At 43.9% G+C, this 16,156-nt stretch carries 11 protein-coding genes and 1 pseudogene; all 12 read right to left on the bottom strand.

Annotated elements, in window-relative coordinates; translation table 11 throughout:
- Positions 1-289 precede the first annotated feature (289 nt).
- Positions 290-1,615 (bottom strand): Na+/H+ antiporter family protein, encoded by a 1,326-nt coding sequence (locus ABLT31_RS05690; protein ID WP_367749603.1) that lies wholly within the window; start codon positions 1,613-1,615, stop codon positions 290-292.
- A 72-nt stretch (positions 1,616-1,687) separates the two neighbouring features.
- Complete coding sequence (gene hutH, locus ABLT31_RS05685; protein WP_367749601.1) at positions 1,688-3,202, bottom strand: histidine ammonia-lyase; 1,515 nt, start codon at positions 3,200-3,202, stop codon at positions 1,688-1,690.
- Between the two features lie 155 nt (positions 3,203-3,357).
- Entirely contained in the window at positions 3,358-3,837 is a 480-nt protein-coding gene (gene hutP / locus ABLT31_RS05680; protein ID WP_367749599.1) for a hut operon transcriptional regulator HutP, read from the bottom strand.
- 273 nt (positions 3,838-4,110) lie between these two features.
- A pseudogene (locus ABLT31_RS05675) lies at positions 4,111-5,397 on the bottom strand (Glu/Leu/Phe/Val family dehydrogenase).
- Between the two features lie 162 nt (positions 5,398-5,559).
- The gene (locus ABLT31_RS05670; RefSeq protein WP_367749597.1) at positions 5,560-7,062 is read right to left on the bottom strand and encodes a helix-turn-helix domain-containing protein; all 1,503 of its coding nucleotides are present in this window, start codon (positions 7,060-7,062) and stop codon (positions 5,560-5,562) included.
- A gap of 81 nt (positions 7,063-7,143) precedes the next feature.
- Positions 7,144-8,145 (bottom strand): formimidoylglutamase, encoded by a 1,002-nt coding sequence (gene hutG / locus ABLT31_RS05665; RefSeq protein WP_367749595.1) that lies wholly within the window; start codon positions 8,143-8,145, stop codon positions 7,144-7,146.
- Positions 8,120-9,421: an imidazolonepropionase gene (gene hutI, locus ABLT31_RS05660; protein ID WP_367749593.1), complete on the bottom strand. Its 1,302-nt coding sequence runs from the start codon at positions 9,419-9,421 to the stop codon at positions 8,120-8,122. The genes hutG and hutI overlap by 26 nt, the downstream gene beginning before the upstream one ends.
- 65 nt (positions 9,422-9,486) lie before the next feature.
- Complete coding sequence (gene hutU / locus ABLT31_RS05655) at positions 9,487-11,154, bottom strand: urocanate hydratase (RefSeq protein WP_367749591.1); 1,668 nt, start codon at positions 11,152-11,154, stop codon at positions 9,487-9,489.
- A 185-nt stretch (positions 11,155-11,339) separates the two neighbouring features.
- Positions 11,340-12,530, bottom strand: a complete 1,191-nt coding sequence (locus ABLT31_RS05650; protein WP_367749589.1) for an AraC family transcriptional regulator — start codon at positions 12,528-12,530, stop codon at positions 11,340-11,342.
- A gap of 131 nt (positions 12,531-12,661) precedes the next feature.
- On the bottom strand, positions 12,662-13,996 hold the full coding sequence (locus ABLT31_RS05645) for a YjiH family protein (protein ID WP_367749587.1): 1,335 nt from the start codon (positions 13,994-13,996) through the stop codon (positions 12,662-12,664).
- 161 nt (positions 13,997-14,157) lie between these two features.
- Entirely contained in the window at positions 14,158-15,270 is a 1,113-nt protein-coding gene (menC, locus tag ABLT31_RS05640) for an o-succinylbenzoate synthase (protein ID WP_367749585.1), read from the bottom strand.
- A complete protein-coding gene (locus ABLT31_RS05635; protein ID WP_367749583.1) occupies positions 15,260-16,153 on the bottom strand; it encodes a GNAT family N-acetyltransferase in 894 nt (297 codons plus the stop codon). Before ABLT31_RS05635 ends, menC begins: the two co-directional genes overlap by 11 nt.
- Positions 16,154-16,156 lie beyond the last annotated feature (3 nt).

Below are 16,156 nucleotides of genomic sequence, written 5' to 3'. Positions count from 1 at the left end.
GAAGGCCGCAGATGAAATCCAGCCAAAGCGACCTGAATCATCATCGGTCTTCACTTCCCCCTTTTCGCTCAAAGCCAATTGCGGTAAAAACGCACGGAATCCTCCTGCTTCGTCTAGGATATTACCATCATTTCATTTCCTAGTAAAAATATACCCTAATTTAAACAGCCGGCTGCCAGTCATGCAATGAAGCAATCTACCGAGTCTCCATACTAGGCAAAATTAACAACCACCTTTCAATAGGTGGTTGTTAAGAGTTAAATGGTGTAATCAGCATTGGGTTGGCTGGCTACAGGACCATTGCAGCAATGACACCGAAGATCATAAGTGGGATGTTATAGTGCAAGAAGGTCGGCACACATGTGTCCCAAATATGATGATGCTTTCCGTCCGCGTTCAATCCTGCCGTTGGGCCAAGCGTGCTGTCAGACGCCGGTGAACCTGCATCCCCGAGTGCACCAGCAGTACCGATTAATGCGGCAGTTGCTATTGGGGAAAAACCTACGGCTGCACAGATTGGCACAAACAAAGCTGCAAGAATCGGGATCGTGCCGAAGGAGGAGCCGATTCCCATTGTAATCAACAGCCCAACTAGAAGCATCATGATAGCAATAATCAGTTTACTCTCTCCCAAGATACCGCTTGCGGATCGCACAAGGTCCTCAACCGCACCAGTCTCTTTCAAAATCGCGGCATACCCGGAAGCGATCAGCATCACGAAAGCAATCATGCCCATCATAGTAATCCCTTCAGCGACAACCTTCTCTCCTTCTCTATACGGGATAACCGCGAATACAAACATGAGAAAAATTCCGGTAAGCGCTCCTAAAACAAGGGAATCGGTAACAAGCTGAACAATGAGTGCAACGATTATCGACACGATTGTGTAAAAGTGACGCCGTGTGAAAGCTAATTGCATTTCTTCTGAAGCGGCTACTTCTTTTGATGCTTCATGATCTATCATCCCTAAATTACTGAAAGGCAGTTCGCGATCCTTCCTATAAGAAATAAAAATGGCAATCAACAACCCAACAATCATTCCAAGTCCTGGTATTAACATAGCGTAAGTAACGGATGCAAGAGGGATTTCCATACCGCTTGCTTTCATTTCATCAGAAATAATCCCGTGGAATATTAGCCCAAACCCAGCTGGAATCATAATATAAGGCGCCTTCAATCCGAATGTTAATGCGGTAGCAACGCCGCGACGGTCGACCTTCATTTTATCAAACAGATGAAGCAAAGGCGGAATTAAGATCGGGATAAACGCAATGTGTACCGGAATGGCATTTTGAGACAAACAGGCGACTCCGGCAATCGTCAGTAACATAATGGATCGTTTCCCTTTTAAAATGCTTACAAGCCTTTTCACGAGAAATCCTGTAATTCCCGAATATCCAATCATAACAGCAAAGATCCCAAGCATAACATAGCTTAGTGCCGTATTCGCTTGTCCTCCCATCCCAGAGATGAGCATATTCGTCGTTTCGGCCAGAGACAAACCTTGCATCAAACCTGCAACACCTGCTGCAATTAAAATCGCAAACATTACATTTACACGGATAAGACTCAATAGAGACATAACGATGACTGAAACGACTACAGCATTGAACATCAAACCACCCTTTCTGTTTTAAGCGTTTCCAAATTGCTTTTAGAGAGTGCCGGGATTATCTCCCGGCTTCACTTATGCCGTAACCATACAATTATCGATTACAAACTCATCCTCTTTCATCCGTTCAGATAATCTTTCGATATCCTTTGAGAATACGCGATCCTTTTCGATGATCGGAACCACAGCACGGATAGCGTCATGCAAGCATTTGGTTTTCGGAGCCAGTTTCTCCTTGCCGCGAATGTCTGCAGCCTGGGCAGCACATATCGCTTCGATTGCCAAAACTTTGCGGCTGTTTTTAATAATCATCGCAGCATGTCTAGCTGCGGTCGTTCCCATGCTGACATGATCCTCCTGATTTGCAGAAGATGGGATCGAATCCACACTGGATGGATGCGCCAATGTTTTGTTCTCGGATACTAGAGAGGCTGCAACGTATTGGGTAATCATTAAGCCGGATTGCAGCCCCGGATCGTTACTCAAGAATCCCGGAAGATCGTTTAACTGCGGATTAACCAGTCGTTCAATCCTTCGTTCTGAAATGCTTGCTATTTCCGCCACGGCTATGCCAAGGAAATCCATCGCAAAGGCAATGGGCTGGCCATGGAAGTTGCCGCCTGAAATGACTTTTCCGGAATCAGAGAAAATAAGCGGGTTATCCGTTGCCGAATTAATTTCGATCAGTAGCTTTTCCTTGACATACGCGAGCACTTGCTGAATCGCACCGTGAACTTGCGGGATACAGCGCAAGGAATAGGCATCCTGAACGCGAAGTTCCCCCTGCTTCGTCGTAAGCTGACTCCCTTCAACAAAAGAAAGGATTCGCTCCGCTACTTGTCTCTGCTCCGGGTAAGGGCGAACCAAATGGGATTCCGGCATAAAAGCATCCACCACACCCCTCAACCCTTCCAGGGTTAAAGAAGCAATCCCATCAGCTACAAGAGCCAAATGTTCGGCCTCCAAGTACGCTATGACGCCAATCGACGTCATGGCTTGAGTACCGTTGATTAAAGCAAGCCCCTCTTTCGCTTGCAAACGAATCGGTTTTAATCCCGCTTGACGAAGAGCCTCTGCGCCATCCATCCGTTTTCCCTTGTATATGACCTCTCCTTCACCAATTACAGCTAGTGCCAAGTGAGATAATGGAGCCAAGTCACCGCTAGCCCCCAAAGAACCTTGGCTTGGAATTACCGGATGGATGCCGTGGTTGATCATATCAATCAACAGTTGCAATGTTTCTCGACGGATTCCGGAATATCCTTTCGCCAAGGCATTTGCTCTTAGCAGCAGCATCGCTCGGCTTACATTCTCCGGCAGCGGTTCACCCACAGCACAAGCATGGCTTCGGATCAGATTCAACTGTAAATCCTCGACGTCCTGACGGGAGATAATGGTGTCGCTGAATTTCCCAAAGCCTGTGGTCACGCCATAAACCACATTCCCCTGCAACACGTTCTTGTCAACGACTTCCCTGCTTTTCTCAACCTTTTTCCAGGTCTCTTCCGTTATTTCTACCTTTTGGCCATTCGTTACTACTTCCTTAATTTGCTCTAATGTCAAATGATTTCCATTCAATTGAATTTTCATAGCTATTTTTTCTCCTTTTCTGATTGAATAAATTAGAATAAAAAAAGGAGGCTACACCAAGAAAACACCGTCTTGGTATAGCCCCCTGATCACTAAATCACTATAGGCTAACTAAACTTGTTATTTATAATCATAAATATGTTATGCAAAACCCGTTAGATATGGTTATACCCAAATCCCAGCACATCATGCTCAAACCCTTTTTGCGGAGCGCCAATCGTTCCGTAAATACAAACGCTCAGCCATTCTCCTGCATGGCCAGAGACATCAACCTGTCCTCTTGCAATGCAAAAGGTTAACCCTACAGTTCGCAAAATCTCGCCAACCTGAATCGTACCTCTCCCGACTCCCTGGAGTGCTTCTATTATGGCATGATAAAGCGAATGAACTTCACGGTATGAATTGGAATCAATGATTTTATTAGATTTACCGCTTGTTTCAATTGCCGCTACCACCTTAGTCAGATCCATTGCCCCAACTTTCCCTACTGTATAGCGATAACCTCTGTATTTCATTTCTTCTTCGATAACCTTCATCATTTCAACATCATGCTGTAAAAGAACTACAAGTGAAGTCAATCTTCCCAAGGAGTACTTCGTTCGGTCCGCAAATCTCAGATCTTTACGATTATCCATTGAATTCCCTTTCATTAATAAATTTTCCTAAAATCAGGCTATACAACAGTAGATTGTATCCTATTCTCTCCTATCTATATCCTAAAAAAACAAAAAACTTCGCACGAAAAGAAACCTATGGTTCCTCTTGTACCAAGCTCTACTCTAAATAACTAATAACTAAATGGAGAACTCTACTAATATTCTATACTTATATACTACCATAAAAGCTGAGTCTGTCAATAACGATTATTCGATCACTGCTTGTACAGTTTAAATAAGAAATCAGGCTTTTTATACCCAACCTCTCCATTTCACAGCTTCCACCATTCGGCGTAAGCCCACCATATACGCTGATAACCTCATGTCTACATTTTTTTCTACCGATGTTTGATAGACCTGATAAAAAGATCTGACAAGAATCTCCTCCAGTTTCCGATTTACTTCTTCCTCCGTCCAATAATATCCCTAATTATTTTGCACCCATTCAAAATAAGAAACAACTACCCCACCGGCACTCGCTAACACATCCGGTACAATTAAAATCCCCCGATCCGTCAGGATTTCCGTAGCTCGCAAAGTCGTTGGTCCGTTGGCCGCCTCCACTAAAATCTTGGCTCTGATCCTAAAGGCATTCTCTTCTGTTATTTGGTTTTCAATAGCCGCCGGTACAAGAATATCACAATCCTGAATAAGCAATTCCTGATTGGAAATGCGATTCTGGAAAAGAGTTGTCACCGTGCCAAAAGAATCCCTTTTATTTAATAAATAATCAATATCCAGACCCTCCGGGTCATATAAAGCCCCATATGCATCTGAGATGCCTACCACTTTCACTCCTGCATCATACAGAAACTTCGCCAGAAAGCTTCCTGCATTTCCAAACCCTTGAATAATAACCCTGGATCCTTCAAGCGGAATTCCAACGACTTTCGCTGCTTCCTTCATCACCATCGTCACTCCCAGAGCCGTAGAAGATTCCCGACCGGCGGATCCCCCTAAAACCAAGGGTTTCCCGGTAATAAATCCTGGGGAATCGAATTCACGAATGCGGCTATATTCATCCATCATCCAGGCCATAATTTGCGAGTTGGTAAACACATCCGGTGCCGGAATATCTTTTGCGGGCCCCACCAGCTGGCTGATTGCCCGAACATAACCCCGGCTTAGTCGCTCTAATTCCCTAAACGACATAGATCGTGGGTCACACTGGATCCCTCCTTTACCACCCCCATAAGGAAGTCCAGTAATGCCGCATTTCATGCTCATCCAAATGGATAAAGCCTTAACTTCCTCTTTGGTTACATCGGGGTGAAAGCGAACCCCCCCTTTAGTAGGTCCAACGGCATCATTATGTTGGGAACGGTACCCGGTAAATACCTTTACAGAACCATCATCCATACGAACAGGTATGCGAACGGTTAATAATCGAAGCGGCTCTTTTAACAATTCAAACAGTTCTTCTTCATACCCCATTTTTTCTAGGGCCGTGTGAATAACATGCTGCGTTCTTTTCAATACATCATCATTTTTCTGGACATTTTGTTTCTTTTCTTCTAACTCTCTAGTTTGTACACGCATTCGTTTCCCTCCTCGTCCTTCTTTCTGATCTTATTGTATAGAGGAACGGAAAGGGCGAATAGAAGAATGTTTTTGTAAATACTGAATGATTCGGTGTATTGATATCGCCCTGTTCTCACATTTTTACTAATACCTGGATTTTCATTTTAATTCATGGATTATTTATTGCAATCTCCAGGCTCGGGGAGAATAGCCTGTATATTCTTTAAATAACCGGCTAAAATAGTTCGGATCATCATACCCTACGGCAAAGGCAATTTCGCGAACCGTCAAGGATGTTGTAGATAACAAGTGCTTAGCCTGCTTGATTCGCACATCCGTTACATATTGGCGAAACGTCTGTGCTCTTTTCGCAGATAATATATGGCTGAAATAACTGGGGCTTCGCTGGACATAGTGAGCCACTTCCTCTAAGCTCAAATCGGAGCGGTGAAAATTTTCATCAATATAGCGCAAACTTCTCTCGATAAAATCGCCGTGCGCATTCTCCTTTTGGTTTTTAGCCTCTTGAACAATATCAAAAATAAACAGCAGGACTTCTTGTACAATTCGAAACAGAACTGGAACATGCAGTATGGTTTGGAAAATCTCCTGATAACGGATTTCCACTTGGTGAATCTTTTCAAGCTGATAGGTCTGCATGAAACGACGCAAATGCGCAAGAATGCTTGTTAATCGGATACGCAACAATTCAGGCTCAGGAAGTCCTTCCGTAAATTCGGTAAATTGTTCGTACAGCCATCGTTTTATCGCTACTCTGTCTCCCTCTTCAAGCATCCCCATCCACACTCGCTGTTCAGCAGGGGTTAAAAAAGGATCAATGTCAAGAAAAATAGGAACATCTTGAATATGCACAATTTGTTGATGGCCCTTAAAAAATATCGTTTTTAAGGCCTGCAATGCTCTTTCATAGCAAGTATGAATGGTTATCGAAGAGTACTCAATGGAAGAAAGGGCAATAAATAATTTGCTTCCGTTTCTTCCTAGCGCTTCTCTTACCAGCCGTTGGGCTTCCTGATAGAGCATTTCGTTTGTATAGGAAGGCAAAAGACAGACCATATGTTCACGCAACGGCAAAATATGAGGTTGATAGACAAAGGAATAATTCCCTAGCCATTCGGTAAGCTCGCTTATTTCGCTTCTATCTTCCGGATGTACAAGCATCATCCCCATTACATCGGACATTCTGACTTCCGCATCGTAGAATAAAGAAGAATAGAGTTTTTGCAGGGTTTCCTTTTCGTTTCCTTCACTTGTTGCCGTTACATCTCTTTTTCGTTTACTGCGAACTGCCGTTGTGAGAGTCTGTCTGATTCGGTCCGGTGATAACGGTTTGATTAAAAGTCCTGTTGCTTGCAACTGTAAAGCTTGCCAGGCTCTTTCGAAAACAGCTTCAGCTGTTATGGCAATAATAGCTCCTGCACATTTATCTATTGCACGAGCAAAAACATCCCAGCTGGCGGGAGGAATCATTTCAAGCTCTACAATAAGTATATCTGGCTGATATTTATCCAATTCTTTCATGAGTGCCACGATATCGGACGTTTGGCGGATTTCAGAAAATCTCATAGAATAAGATGTGATTAGCCATTCAAGCCCTGTCCGTTCCGTTGAATCTCGGTCAGCAATTAGCAGGCGCATAGAAACGTCCTTTCTTCTGTTCATCAATAAAAATTCTTACCCCTATGATTGTAACATAGAAGGGCCAAATCCCTGTATGAGAGGATTTGACCCAACAATTTGACTCTATGTTTTGCAATTGCCTTTTCTTTGTGCAAATCCGGTCAGGAACGTCAGCATGACGTGAACACCCGCTTTTACAGTTGCCTGGGCAACATCGCGATTAGGATCAAGGCAAACGATATCCATGGCCTGTACGCGGGGATGGCATCCAGCCAAATAGACCGCTTCAAACAATTCATCTGTTCGCATGCCTCCCGAAGTTGCAGCAGGAACTCCCGGCGCATAGGCAATATCGAGCACATCCATATCGACTGTAAGATAAATGACATCTACCTTAGCAGACAATTGCTCTAATGCAGATTGAACCGTAGATGTAATCCCTCTTTCTCTCACCTGGCGAAGGGTCACATAATTCACTCTTGCTTTGTCCGCATATTCCCTCAGTGATTTAGCATTATAAAATCCATGTAAACCTATATTATAAACATCCTCTCCAAGGATGGTACCACTTTCAATCAGATTGCGGATAGGCGTGCCATTGCTTGGACCGTTATCCTCCAGACTGCGCAAGTCAAAATGGGTATCGAACTGCAAAATCCCGATCCGCTGTTCCGGATGAGCACTTTTCCATCCCTTGATGAGCATTGCCGTAATCGAATGGTCGCCCCCTAACATAATGGGAAGTGCATGCGAATGATGCTTTCGCATCGAAACCATCGCTTCCGCAATCCATTGATGGGAAAGGGAAATGTCCGTGACATGCTGTCGCACATCTCCCAGATCGAGTACGTGTAAGGGGGTTAAATCGACATCATATTCCAGATGATACGGGTTGAAGGACTTCCAGGCCTGGCGCATCGCCTCCGGATTTTCGCTTGCTGCAGATGCGCTAATCGAAGAGCGGGATAAGGGAATCCCGAGGATCGTTACATCCACGGGAGCAAAATCCACGGTTTGATCTTCACCGGAAAGCGTACGAATCCATTCATTCACTTTCGGTTCGCTTCCTTGCGCCCGCGACCAGCGGAATGGAGGCTGCTTAAGCTGGGGATACGGATAACTCATGACTCAATCTCCCCTTTTCCATCACAATCTGTCCTGCCTTAATCACGGTTTCGACAAGGTTAACGGCATAGTTGTACTGCATATATGAATAGTTTGGGGCATCAAACACGACCAAATCAGCCGCCTTCCCTTTTTCCAGGCTGCCTACGCGATGCGCTTGCTTAATGGCATGAGCCGCATTAATGGTGGCAGCCACTAAAACCTCGGCAGGTGTCATGCCCATGGTTTGGCATCCCAGATTCATCATGAAAGGCAAGTTTTCTGTAGGAGAAGATCCTGGGTTGCGGTCTGTTGACAGGGCCACGGCCACTCCTGCATCGATCATTTTGCGCCCATTTGCCGGCTCTGCTTTTAAGAAAAACGCAGTTCCGGGAAGCAGAACCGCAACTACGCCTTTTTCCGCCATTTGCCGAATCCCTTCATCCGATGCCCGCAAAAGATGGTCAGCGGATACCGCTCCTAGTTTCGCAGCCAACTCTGCTCCCTGATAAGGTTCAATTTCATCGGCATGTATTTTGGGAAGCAACCCGTATTCCATTCCCGCGCGTAAAATTCGCTCGGTTTGCTCAGGCGTAAACACACCATGTTCGCAGAATACATCATTAAACTGGGCCAGTCCGCTTTTCGCTACTTCCGGTATCATTTCATTCACCACAATATCGACAAAACGATCCGGGTCATGTTTAAATTCGGCAGGTACGGCATGCGCACCCATAAAAGTAGGAACGATATCTATCGGATGGTGATCATTCAACCGCTTGGCTACGCGCAGCTGCTTCATTTCATGTTCCAGCGTTAAACCATAGCCGCTTTTCGCCTCCAGCGTAGTCACTCCGTACTGCAAAAAACGATTAAGACGCTTGAAGGCCAATTGATATAATTCTTCTTCACTGGCAGCTTGCGTAGCACGGGTTGAATGATGGATACCGCCACCCGCATTCATAATCTCCATATAGGATTTCCCTGCCAAACGCATCTCAAACTCATTTTCCCTGCTTCCCGCAAACACTAAATGCGTGTGGGCATCAACAAGTCCGGGCGTGACCACTTTCCCAGTGGCATCGATAACAAGAGCTTCATGAAGACGATCCTGATAAAAAGCAGTCACGTTTTTATCTGTATCCACCATCTGGATGAAGCCGTCTTCGATCCAGACGGCCCCATCAGCAATGATGTTTAAATCGCTCATCGCTTTTCCTGTTACCGGTTGTTCTGTCGTTCCCTGAAGTGTAACAAGTTGGGCGGCGTGGCGAACTAGAACCGGTTTTTGCTTCATAACACACTCTCCTAAGATTTATAATATTTAGATAGATTTTTGAATATGGTACCCTTTAATAGGTGCTATTTCTTCAGCATGGGAATATGAATACCTTTATTCTTCGCCGTTTCGATAGCTAATTCATAACCTGCATCCGCGTGGCGAACGACACCCATTCCCGGGTCAGTTGTAAGAACGCGCTGCAAGCGTTTTTCAGCCGCTTCCGTACCATCAGCGACAATAACCATTCCGCTATGCTGCGAATATCCCATTCCTACTCCGCCGCCATGGTGCAGAGATACCCAGCTTGCTCCGCCTACGGCATTGATCATAGCGTTAAGGATTGGCCAATCGGATACAGCATCACTTCCGTCTTTCATCGCTTCGGTTTCACGATTTGGCGAAGCAACAGAACCGGAATCCAAGTGGTCGCGTCCGATAACAATCGGAGCTTTCAGCTCACCGCTGCGTACCATGTCATTGATAATCTTGCCGAAACGGGCGCGCTCCCCATAGCCTAACCAGCAAATGCGGGCAGGCAGGCCTTGGAAGGCGATGCGCTCTTGTGCCATTTTGATCCAATTGCAAAGATGTTCATTGTAAGAAAATTCACGCAAAATCACTTCATCTGTCTTATAGATATCCTCTGGATCACCGGATAGGGCTACCCAACGGAATGGCCCTTTCCCTTCGCAGAATTGCGGACGAATAAAGGCAGGAACGAATCCAGGGAAGTTAAAGGCATCCTTTACTCCTTCATTGTAAGCGACCTGACGTATATTGTTGCCGTAATCAAAAGCAATTGCGCCTTTTGCTTGCATTTCTAACATAGCCTTCACATGAACTGCCATACTCGCTTTTGAACGTTTTACATACTCTTCCGGGTTGCTCTTTCGAAGTTCGGCCCCCTCCTCCAAGCTCATGCCAGCAGGCAGGTATCCATTTAACGGGTCATGTGCCGAGGTCTGGTCGGTGATGATATCCGGGATGAAGCCCTGTTTGATCATTTCCGGTAGAATTTCTGCTGCATTCCCAAGTAAGCCAATAGAGAGTCTGCGTCCTTCATTCTTCGCTTCTTCTGCGCGGGCAATCGCTTCATCCAATGTTTCAACAAGGATGTCTGTATATCGGGTTTCAATCCGTTTCTCAATTCGAGATCGGTCCACGTCAATACCGATGACGACCCCGTCACACATCGTAACCGCAAGGGGCTGTGCTCCACCCATTCCGCCTAAACCGGCCGTAACGGTAATGGTCCCTTTCAAGCTTCCTCCAAAGTGCTGCCTTGCACACTCAGCAAAGGTTTCATATGTTCCTTGAACGATACCCTGGCTGCCGATGTAAATCCAGCTCCCCGCGGTCATTTGACCATACATCATAAGTCCTTTTTTATCCAATTCATGGAAGTGATCCCAGTTTGCCCATGCTGGAACGAGATTTGAATTTGCAAGCAATACACGAGGAGCGTCAGGATGCGATTTGAATACAGCCACCGGTTTTCCTGATTGAACCAGCATCGTTTCATCATCTTCTAGATTTTTTAATGTCTCAACAATCGCATCAAAGCTTTCCCAGTTACGGGCCGCTTTTCCGATTCCACCGTATACAACCAATTTATCAGGCCATTCTGCCACTTCCGGGTCAAGGTTATTCATAAGCATTCTTAATGCTGCTTCCTGTACCCATCCTTTTGTATTTAATTCGGTACCGCGCGGTGCTCTGTATACTCTTTTGTTTTCTATCGTTGTCATTTTGATTTGTCACTCCTTCAACTTTTCTTAACTTAATTTTATAGGGTGAAGTTGATTTTCAATAGAAGAGTGGCTTTATAAATCATGAAGATTTCTCTATATTGATATCGCTTTTTCTTTTTGTTTTCGTTGATTAACTGGATTATTATTAGGTATTATGGATTTATTTTTTCTCGTGCCGTGTTTTATATTTTTGTTGAACGAAATTCACTAGGACTTATCTGAACGTATTTCTTAAAAGTTCGACTAAAATAGTTCGCATCTTCAAATCCGACATGATTGGCAATTTGCTGTACGGTTAAATCGGTTTGTTCTAAGTATAGAAGAGCCTTTTCAATTCTCATTTTATTTATAAAATCAACAATGCTTACTCCCAGTTCTTTCTTGAACAAATGACTAATATGGTATTTACTTAAACAACAAAATCGTGCTATTTCATCCAAAGAAATTTTCTTTTCAAGATTTTCTTTAATATATTGAATCGCTTGCCGAATCACTGGGGAAACCACGGCCGAGTGTGTCAGGGTAACTTGCTCCGTAAGCCGTTGTCCGTATTCACACACTTTTTGAACAAACTTATCGTAACGAATCGTTTGATACAGATCTTGAATAAAATGGGCGTTTTCTGACAAGATCGTCGGGGCACTTACCCCTGACTCCAAAGCCAGCCTAGACATCAACATGACCAAGTCCGCTACTTCAGATTTAAACATATCCACATTAAACTTATACGCCCTGGCCATTCTTTCCATCAATATTTTCAAAATGGAAACAGTTCCCTCTCCATCACCAATCCTGACGCGTGCCAATAACTCTGTTCTCTCTAGCCGGACAACAGGATCATTCCTAAGGTCCCCTGAACTAGATTTCTTCTCAAATTGGAAAATGAGCCGATTGCCTTGGAAAAACCGATCAACCATTGACCTTTTTGCTTCATCATAAGAGTGATGAAGCATATAGGGATTATCGTAGTAGGTTCCGATGCCAATGGATACGGGGATATCCATGAAATAAGCCGATGTTTGGATATCTCTCGCAATCTGAAAATTTACTTCTTTCAAATCCTGCTGATCAAGTTGTTCCGATCTAATCTCTAGGAGTAGTGCAAGTACGCCTTCCGCAACCCAAGCCCATACAAAAGGAACCGTTATGGCCTTATAGACGGCTTCTACCAACTTATGGCCAATCTCTGTTTTCCATATCAAAGTCTTTCCCAACGAGAGATCAGGATAGCGATCGACAGAAACGACCATGACGAGATGGGGGTGTATGGATATGCCATATATTTCTTGGATTTTAGAAAATGCTGCCTCATGTACTATTGTTCCCGAGAGCAACAAGTGTGAAAAAGTTGCTATAATAGGATCTTGTTTCATTTTACGGTTCTCTTCCTCAATTTATGATTTTCACAAGAATGCTTATTATATTGTTCTCAACTGGCTAGTAAGTACGCATGAGAAAAAGCCACTCTTCTACCCAAAGGGCAGAAAGAATGGCTGATTTGCATCTATAGGATGAACAATGCGATCGGTGTCACTAGAATCAAGGTCAGGATAACTCTTTCAATATAGATAACAATAAGTTCTGGTACTGAAATCGGAATGTCCGTAGATAAAATGCATGGGATAGAAGCAGAAAAGAATAAAATGGACGATACGGATACAACGGCAATGATAAATTTCGTGGCTAATGGAGCACTGGCTACCAACAGAGCAGGAAGAAACATTTCGGCAATGCCAACAGACAACGCTTTTGCCGCTAATAAGGGTTCAGGAACTTGCAGGATCCAGGTAAATGGGTAGAAAATATACCCCAACCAATCGAACACAGGAGTAAATTTAGCCAGCACAAGACCTAATAAGCCAACAGACATAATCGAAGGGAGAATTCCCATCGTCATGACAAATCCATCTTTCAAATTCTGCGTGATGTTTTGCCCTAACCCTGGGGCATGCTGAGCTGCTTTCATCCCTTCTTTCCAAGCAGTCTTTAATAAAGGGCCTTTCGTTTCCGGCTCAGGATCACTGATTCCCGTATAGTAATCATCACTTTTACTGTTCAATGGCCGAATGCGTACCGTAATCGCTGTCACTATAAACGTTATGACCAAAGTGGTCCAAAAATACAGATTCCATAATTCCATGATATTAAGCGTCTTTGCCACGATAATCATAAAGGTTGCTGAAACTGTTGAAAACCCAGTAGCAATAATGCAAGCTTCTTTAATTGTATATTTCCCTTCTTTAAATACCCGATTGGTGATCAATAATCCAATGGAGTAGCTCCCGACAAAAGAAGCTACAGCGTCAATTGCCGATCTCCCTGGTGTTTTCCATAGCGGTCTCATGATCGGGTTACAGAATACTCCAATAAACTCCATCAGTCCATACCCAACTAATAAGGCCAAAAAAGCAGACCCAACTGGAACCAAAATGCTGACTGGTATAACCAATTTATCGAAAAGGAAAGGACCCAAGTCCTTTTCAAATAACCATGCGGGACCCAGATGAAAATAAAGCATGACTCCTACGATAAATCCAAACACTTTCAAAATGGAGAATACCCGATTTACTGCTCCCTTATTCCAAGTCTTTTTTATAAATGGGTAGATGCTGCCAAGCAACATGACAATGAGAGCATAAATAGGAGCTAAAGAGGGTACCGCATCCTTGATAGCGGTTACAAGGTGATCTAAAGGAATCGTTGATTTTCCACCTATGGTGACAGGAATAAAAAACATAAAAATACCGATTGAACTAAAGAGAAAAAACTTATAGGCATTACTTGAGTTTTTCCCCACCTCCGGTTCCATTTGCCCCGAATTCTGCTGGATTTGACTCATACTAAACCTCCTTAATTTATTTTGAACCCTATGTCTTATCATCATTTTATAAGAATAGTATGCCTTTTCATCTAGTTTAATTTGCGTAAAGTTAGCACAATATTGCTATTGCAAATAAAATAAGAGAAACTGCAAGAAGGAGCCTTGATAGGCTCCCCCTTTTAAATGTTAAATACTTTACTATACAAGGTATATTCTTTAATCCGTTGACGATCCGGTTCATATCCAATGCCGGGATGATTGGGAACCGTAATCCAACCGTTATCTACGGTGACTTCAGGATGTATGATATCATTCTCCCAGTAGCAAGAGGATGCTGCTGTATCGCCCGGCAAAATAAAGTTAGGCAAAGTGGTAATCGCGATATTGTGAGCCCTTCCTACCCCCGATTCCAACATCCCTCCGCACCAAACTGGGATATGATTCGCTTGACAAAGATCATGAATTTTTTTTGCTTCTGTTAATCCGCCGACACGACCTATCTTGATATTGATAATCCGGCAACTGCCTAATTTGATAGCCTTGCGCAAATCTTTCGCCGAGTGGATACTTTCGTCTAAGCAAATAGGAGTTTTTATTTTGGCTTGTAACTCGGAATGGTCTACAATATCATCATGAGCCAAAGGCTGTTCAATCATCATCAGATTAAACTCATCAAGGGCTGCCAAATGCTCGGCATCCTCTAATGTATAGGCAGAATTGGCATCTGCCATGAGTGGAATGTCTGGAAATTCCTTGCGTACTTGCTTAATCATGTCCACGTCCCAGCCTGGTTTAATCTTTAGTTTGATGCGTTTATATCCTTCGGCGATTCGTTCCTCTATGATTTTCAATGTTTTTTCTACGGATTCCTGGATGCCAATACTGACACCGACTTCGATTTGCTCCTTCGTGCCGCCCAGAGCCCGGGATAGAGATACGCCTTTTGCTCTCGCATATAAGTCCCAAACAGCACCTTCTAAAGCCGCTTTTGCCATATAATTTCCACGAATGTGAGGAAACAGCTTTTCCGATACTTCATCAGGATGATCGATCGGTTCCTTAGACAAGATGGGGATCAAAAAGTCCTCCATGATATGCCAATTGGTTTTCACCGTCTCTTCCTTATAAAACGGATCATTTGCAGCCACCGATTCGGCCCAACCGGATGTTCCGTCTTCATTGATCATTTCTACCAGAATAAAATCTTTGTCCACTTCTGTACCAAAGCTGGTGGTGAAAGGATGAAGCAAATTCATTTTCAAATGACGCAGAATGACTTGCTTAATTTTCATGAATGTTCTCTCCTCTTCTAATAAGCACATAAAAATGTACCGGAATGTTTTTATTGGTATTCTTTAAAAACCGGATAACTTGCCATCCTTCACGGAAAGCATGAGTAAAAACATTCCTGGTGGCCATACGCCAGTCTTGAGCAAGCAGCATATCCTTTTCCTTCATCCCCTGAAAATCGGTCGGAATGGCCACATATAAAAAGTCATGGGATGACGTTATCACATGATCAGCTTCTTTAGGAATAGGGAAACCGTCCTTATTGATCTCCCACTGAATCAGCGAACGATCTAGAGCGGTTTCTAGTTCTTCTTTCTCTCCAAGGGCCTGTTGGCTTTTTACCTCGTGTTGATTCATTCGCCATTCTACAAGAAATCGATCGGAAGGCAATCCGCCGTTTAAGCTATCATCCAGTTGCCCGTAATAGTTCACGCAATATTTCGTACCTACAGCTCCCAATTTGGCAATGTTTAAATAGGCATTAGCGCTTTCGAGCGGATCATAGGTCCATGTAATGTAGGAATATCCCATTTCAGCTGCTTTTTCCCGTTGAGCGTGCTTTAGCTTTTCTCCGATCCCTTGGCTTCGGAATTGAGAATCGATTCCAAGGATATGTGAACAAAGATAGATCGATTGGCCATCGTAGCCAGGAAAGCTGTATTGAAAGCCGACCAGCTCGCCATGGCTATAAGCACCAAGAACAAAACCGCCATTTTTAACGGATGTAAGGGTTTGATGAGTGGGAATGGAATCGGACTGGCTCCAAATTCTGGACTCCAACTCTCTTACTTTTTCCAGCTCTTCGACCGATTCAATGGAATGAATGATAATCTGTTCCTTTTGGCTCACCGGTTCAAACCTCTCCTTATTGTTGTTTATTTTCATCGC

The organism is Ammoniphilus soli, from assembly GCF_040813775.1.
This window is presented reverse-complemented; position numbering and strand designations above follow the sequence as displayed.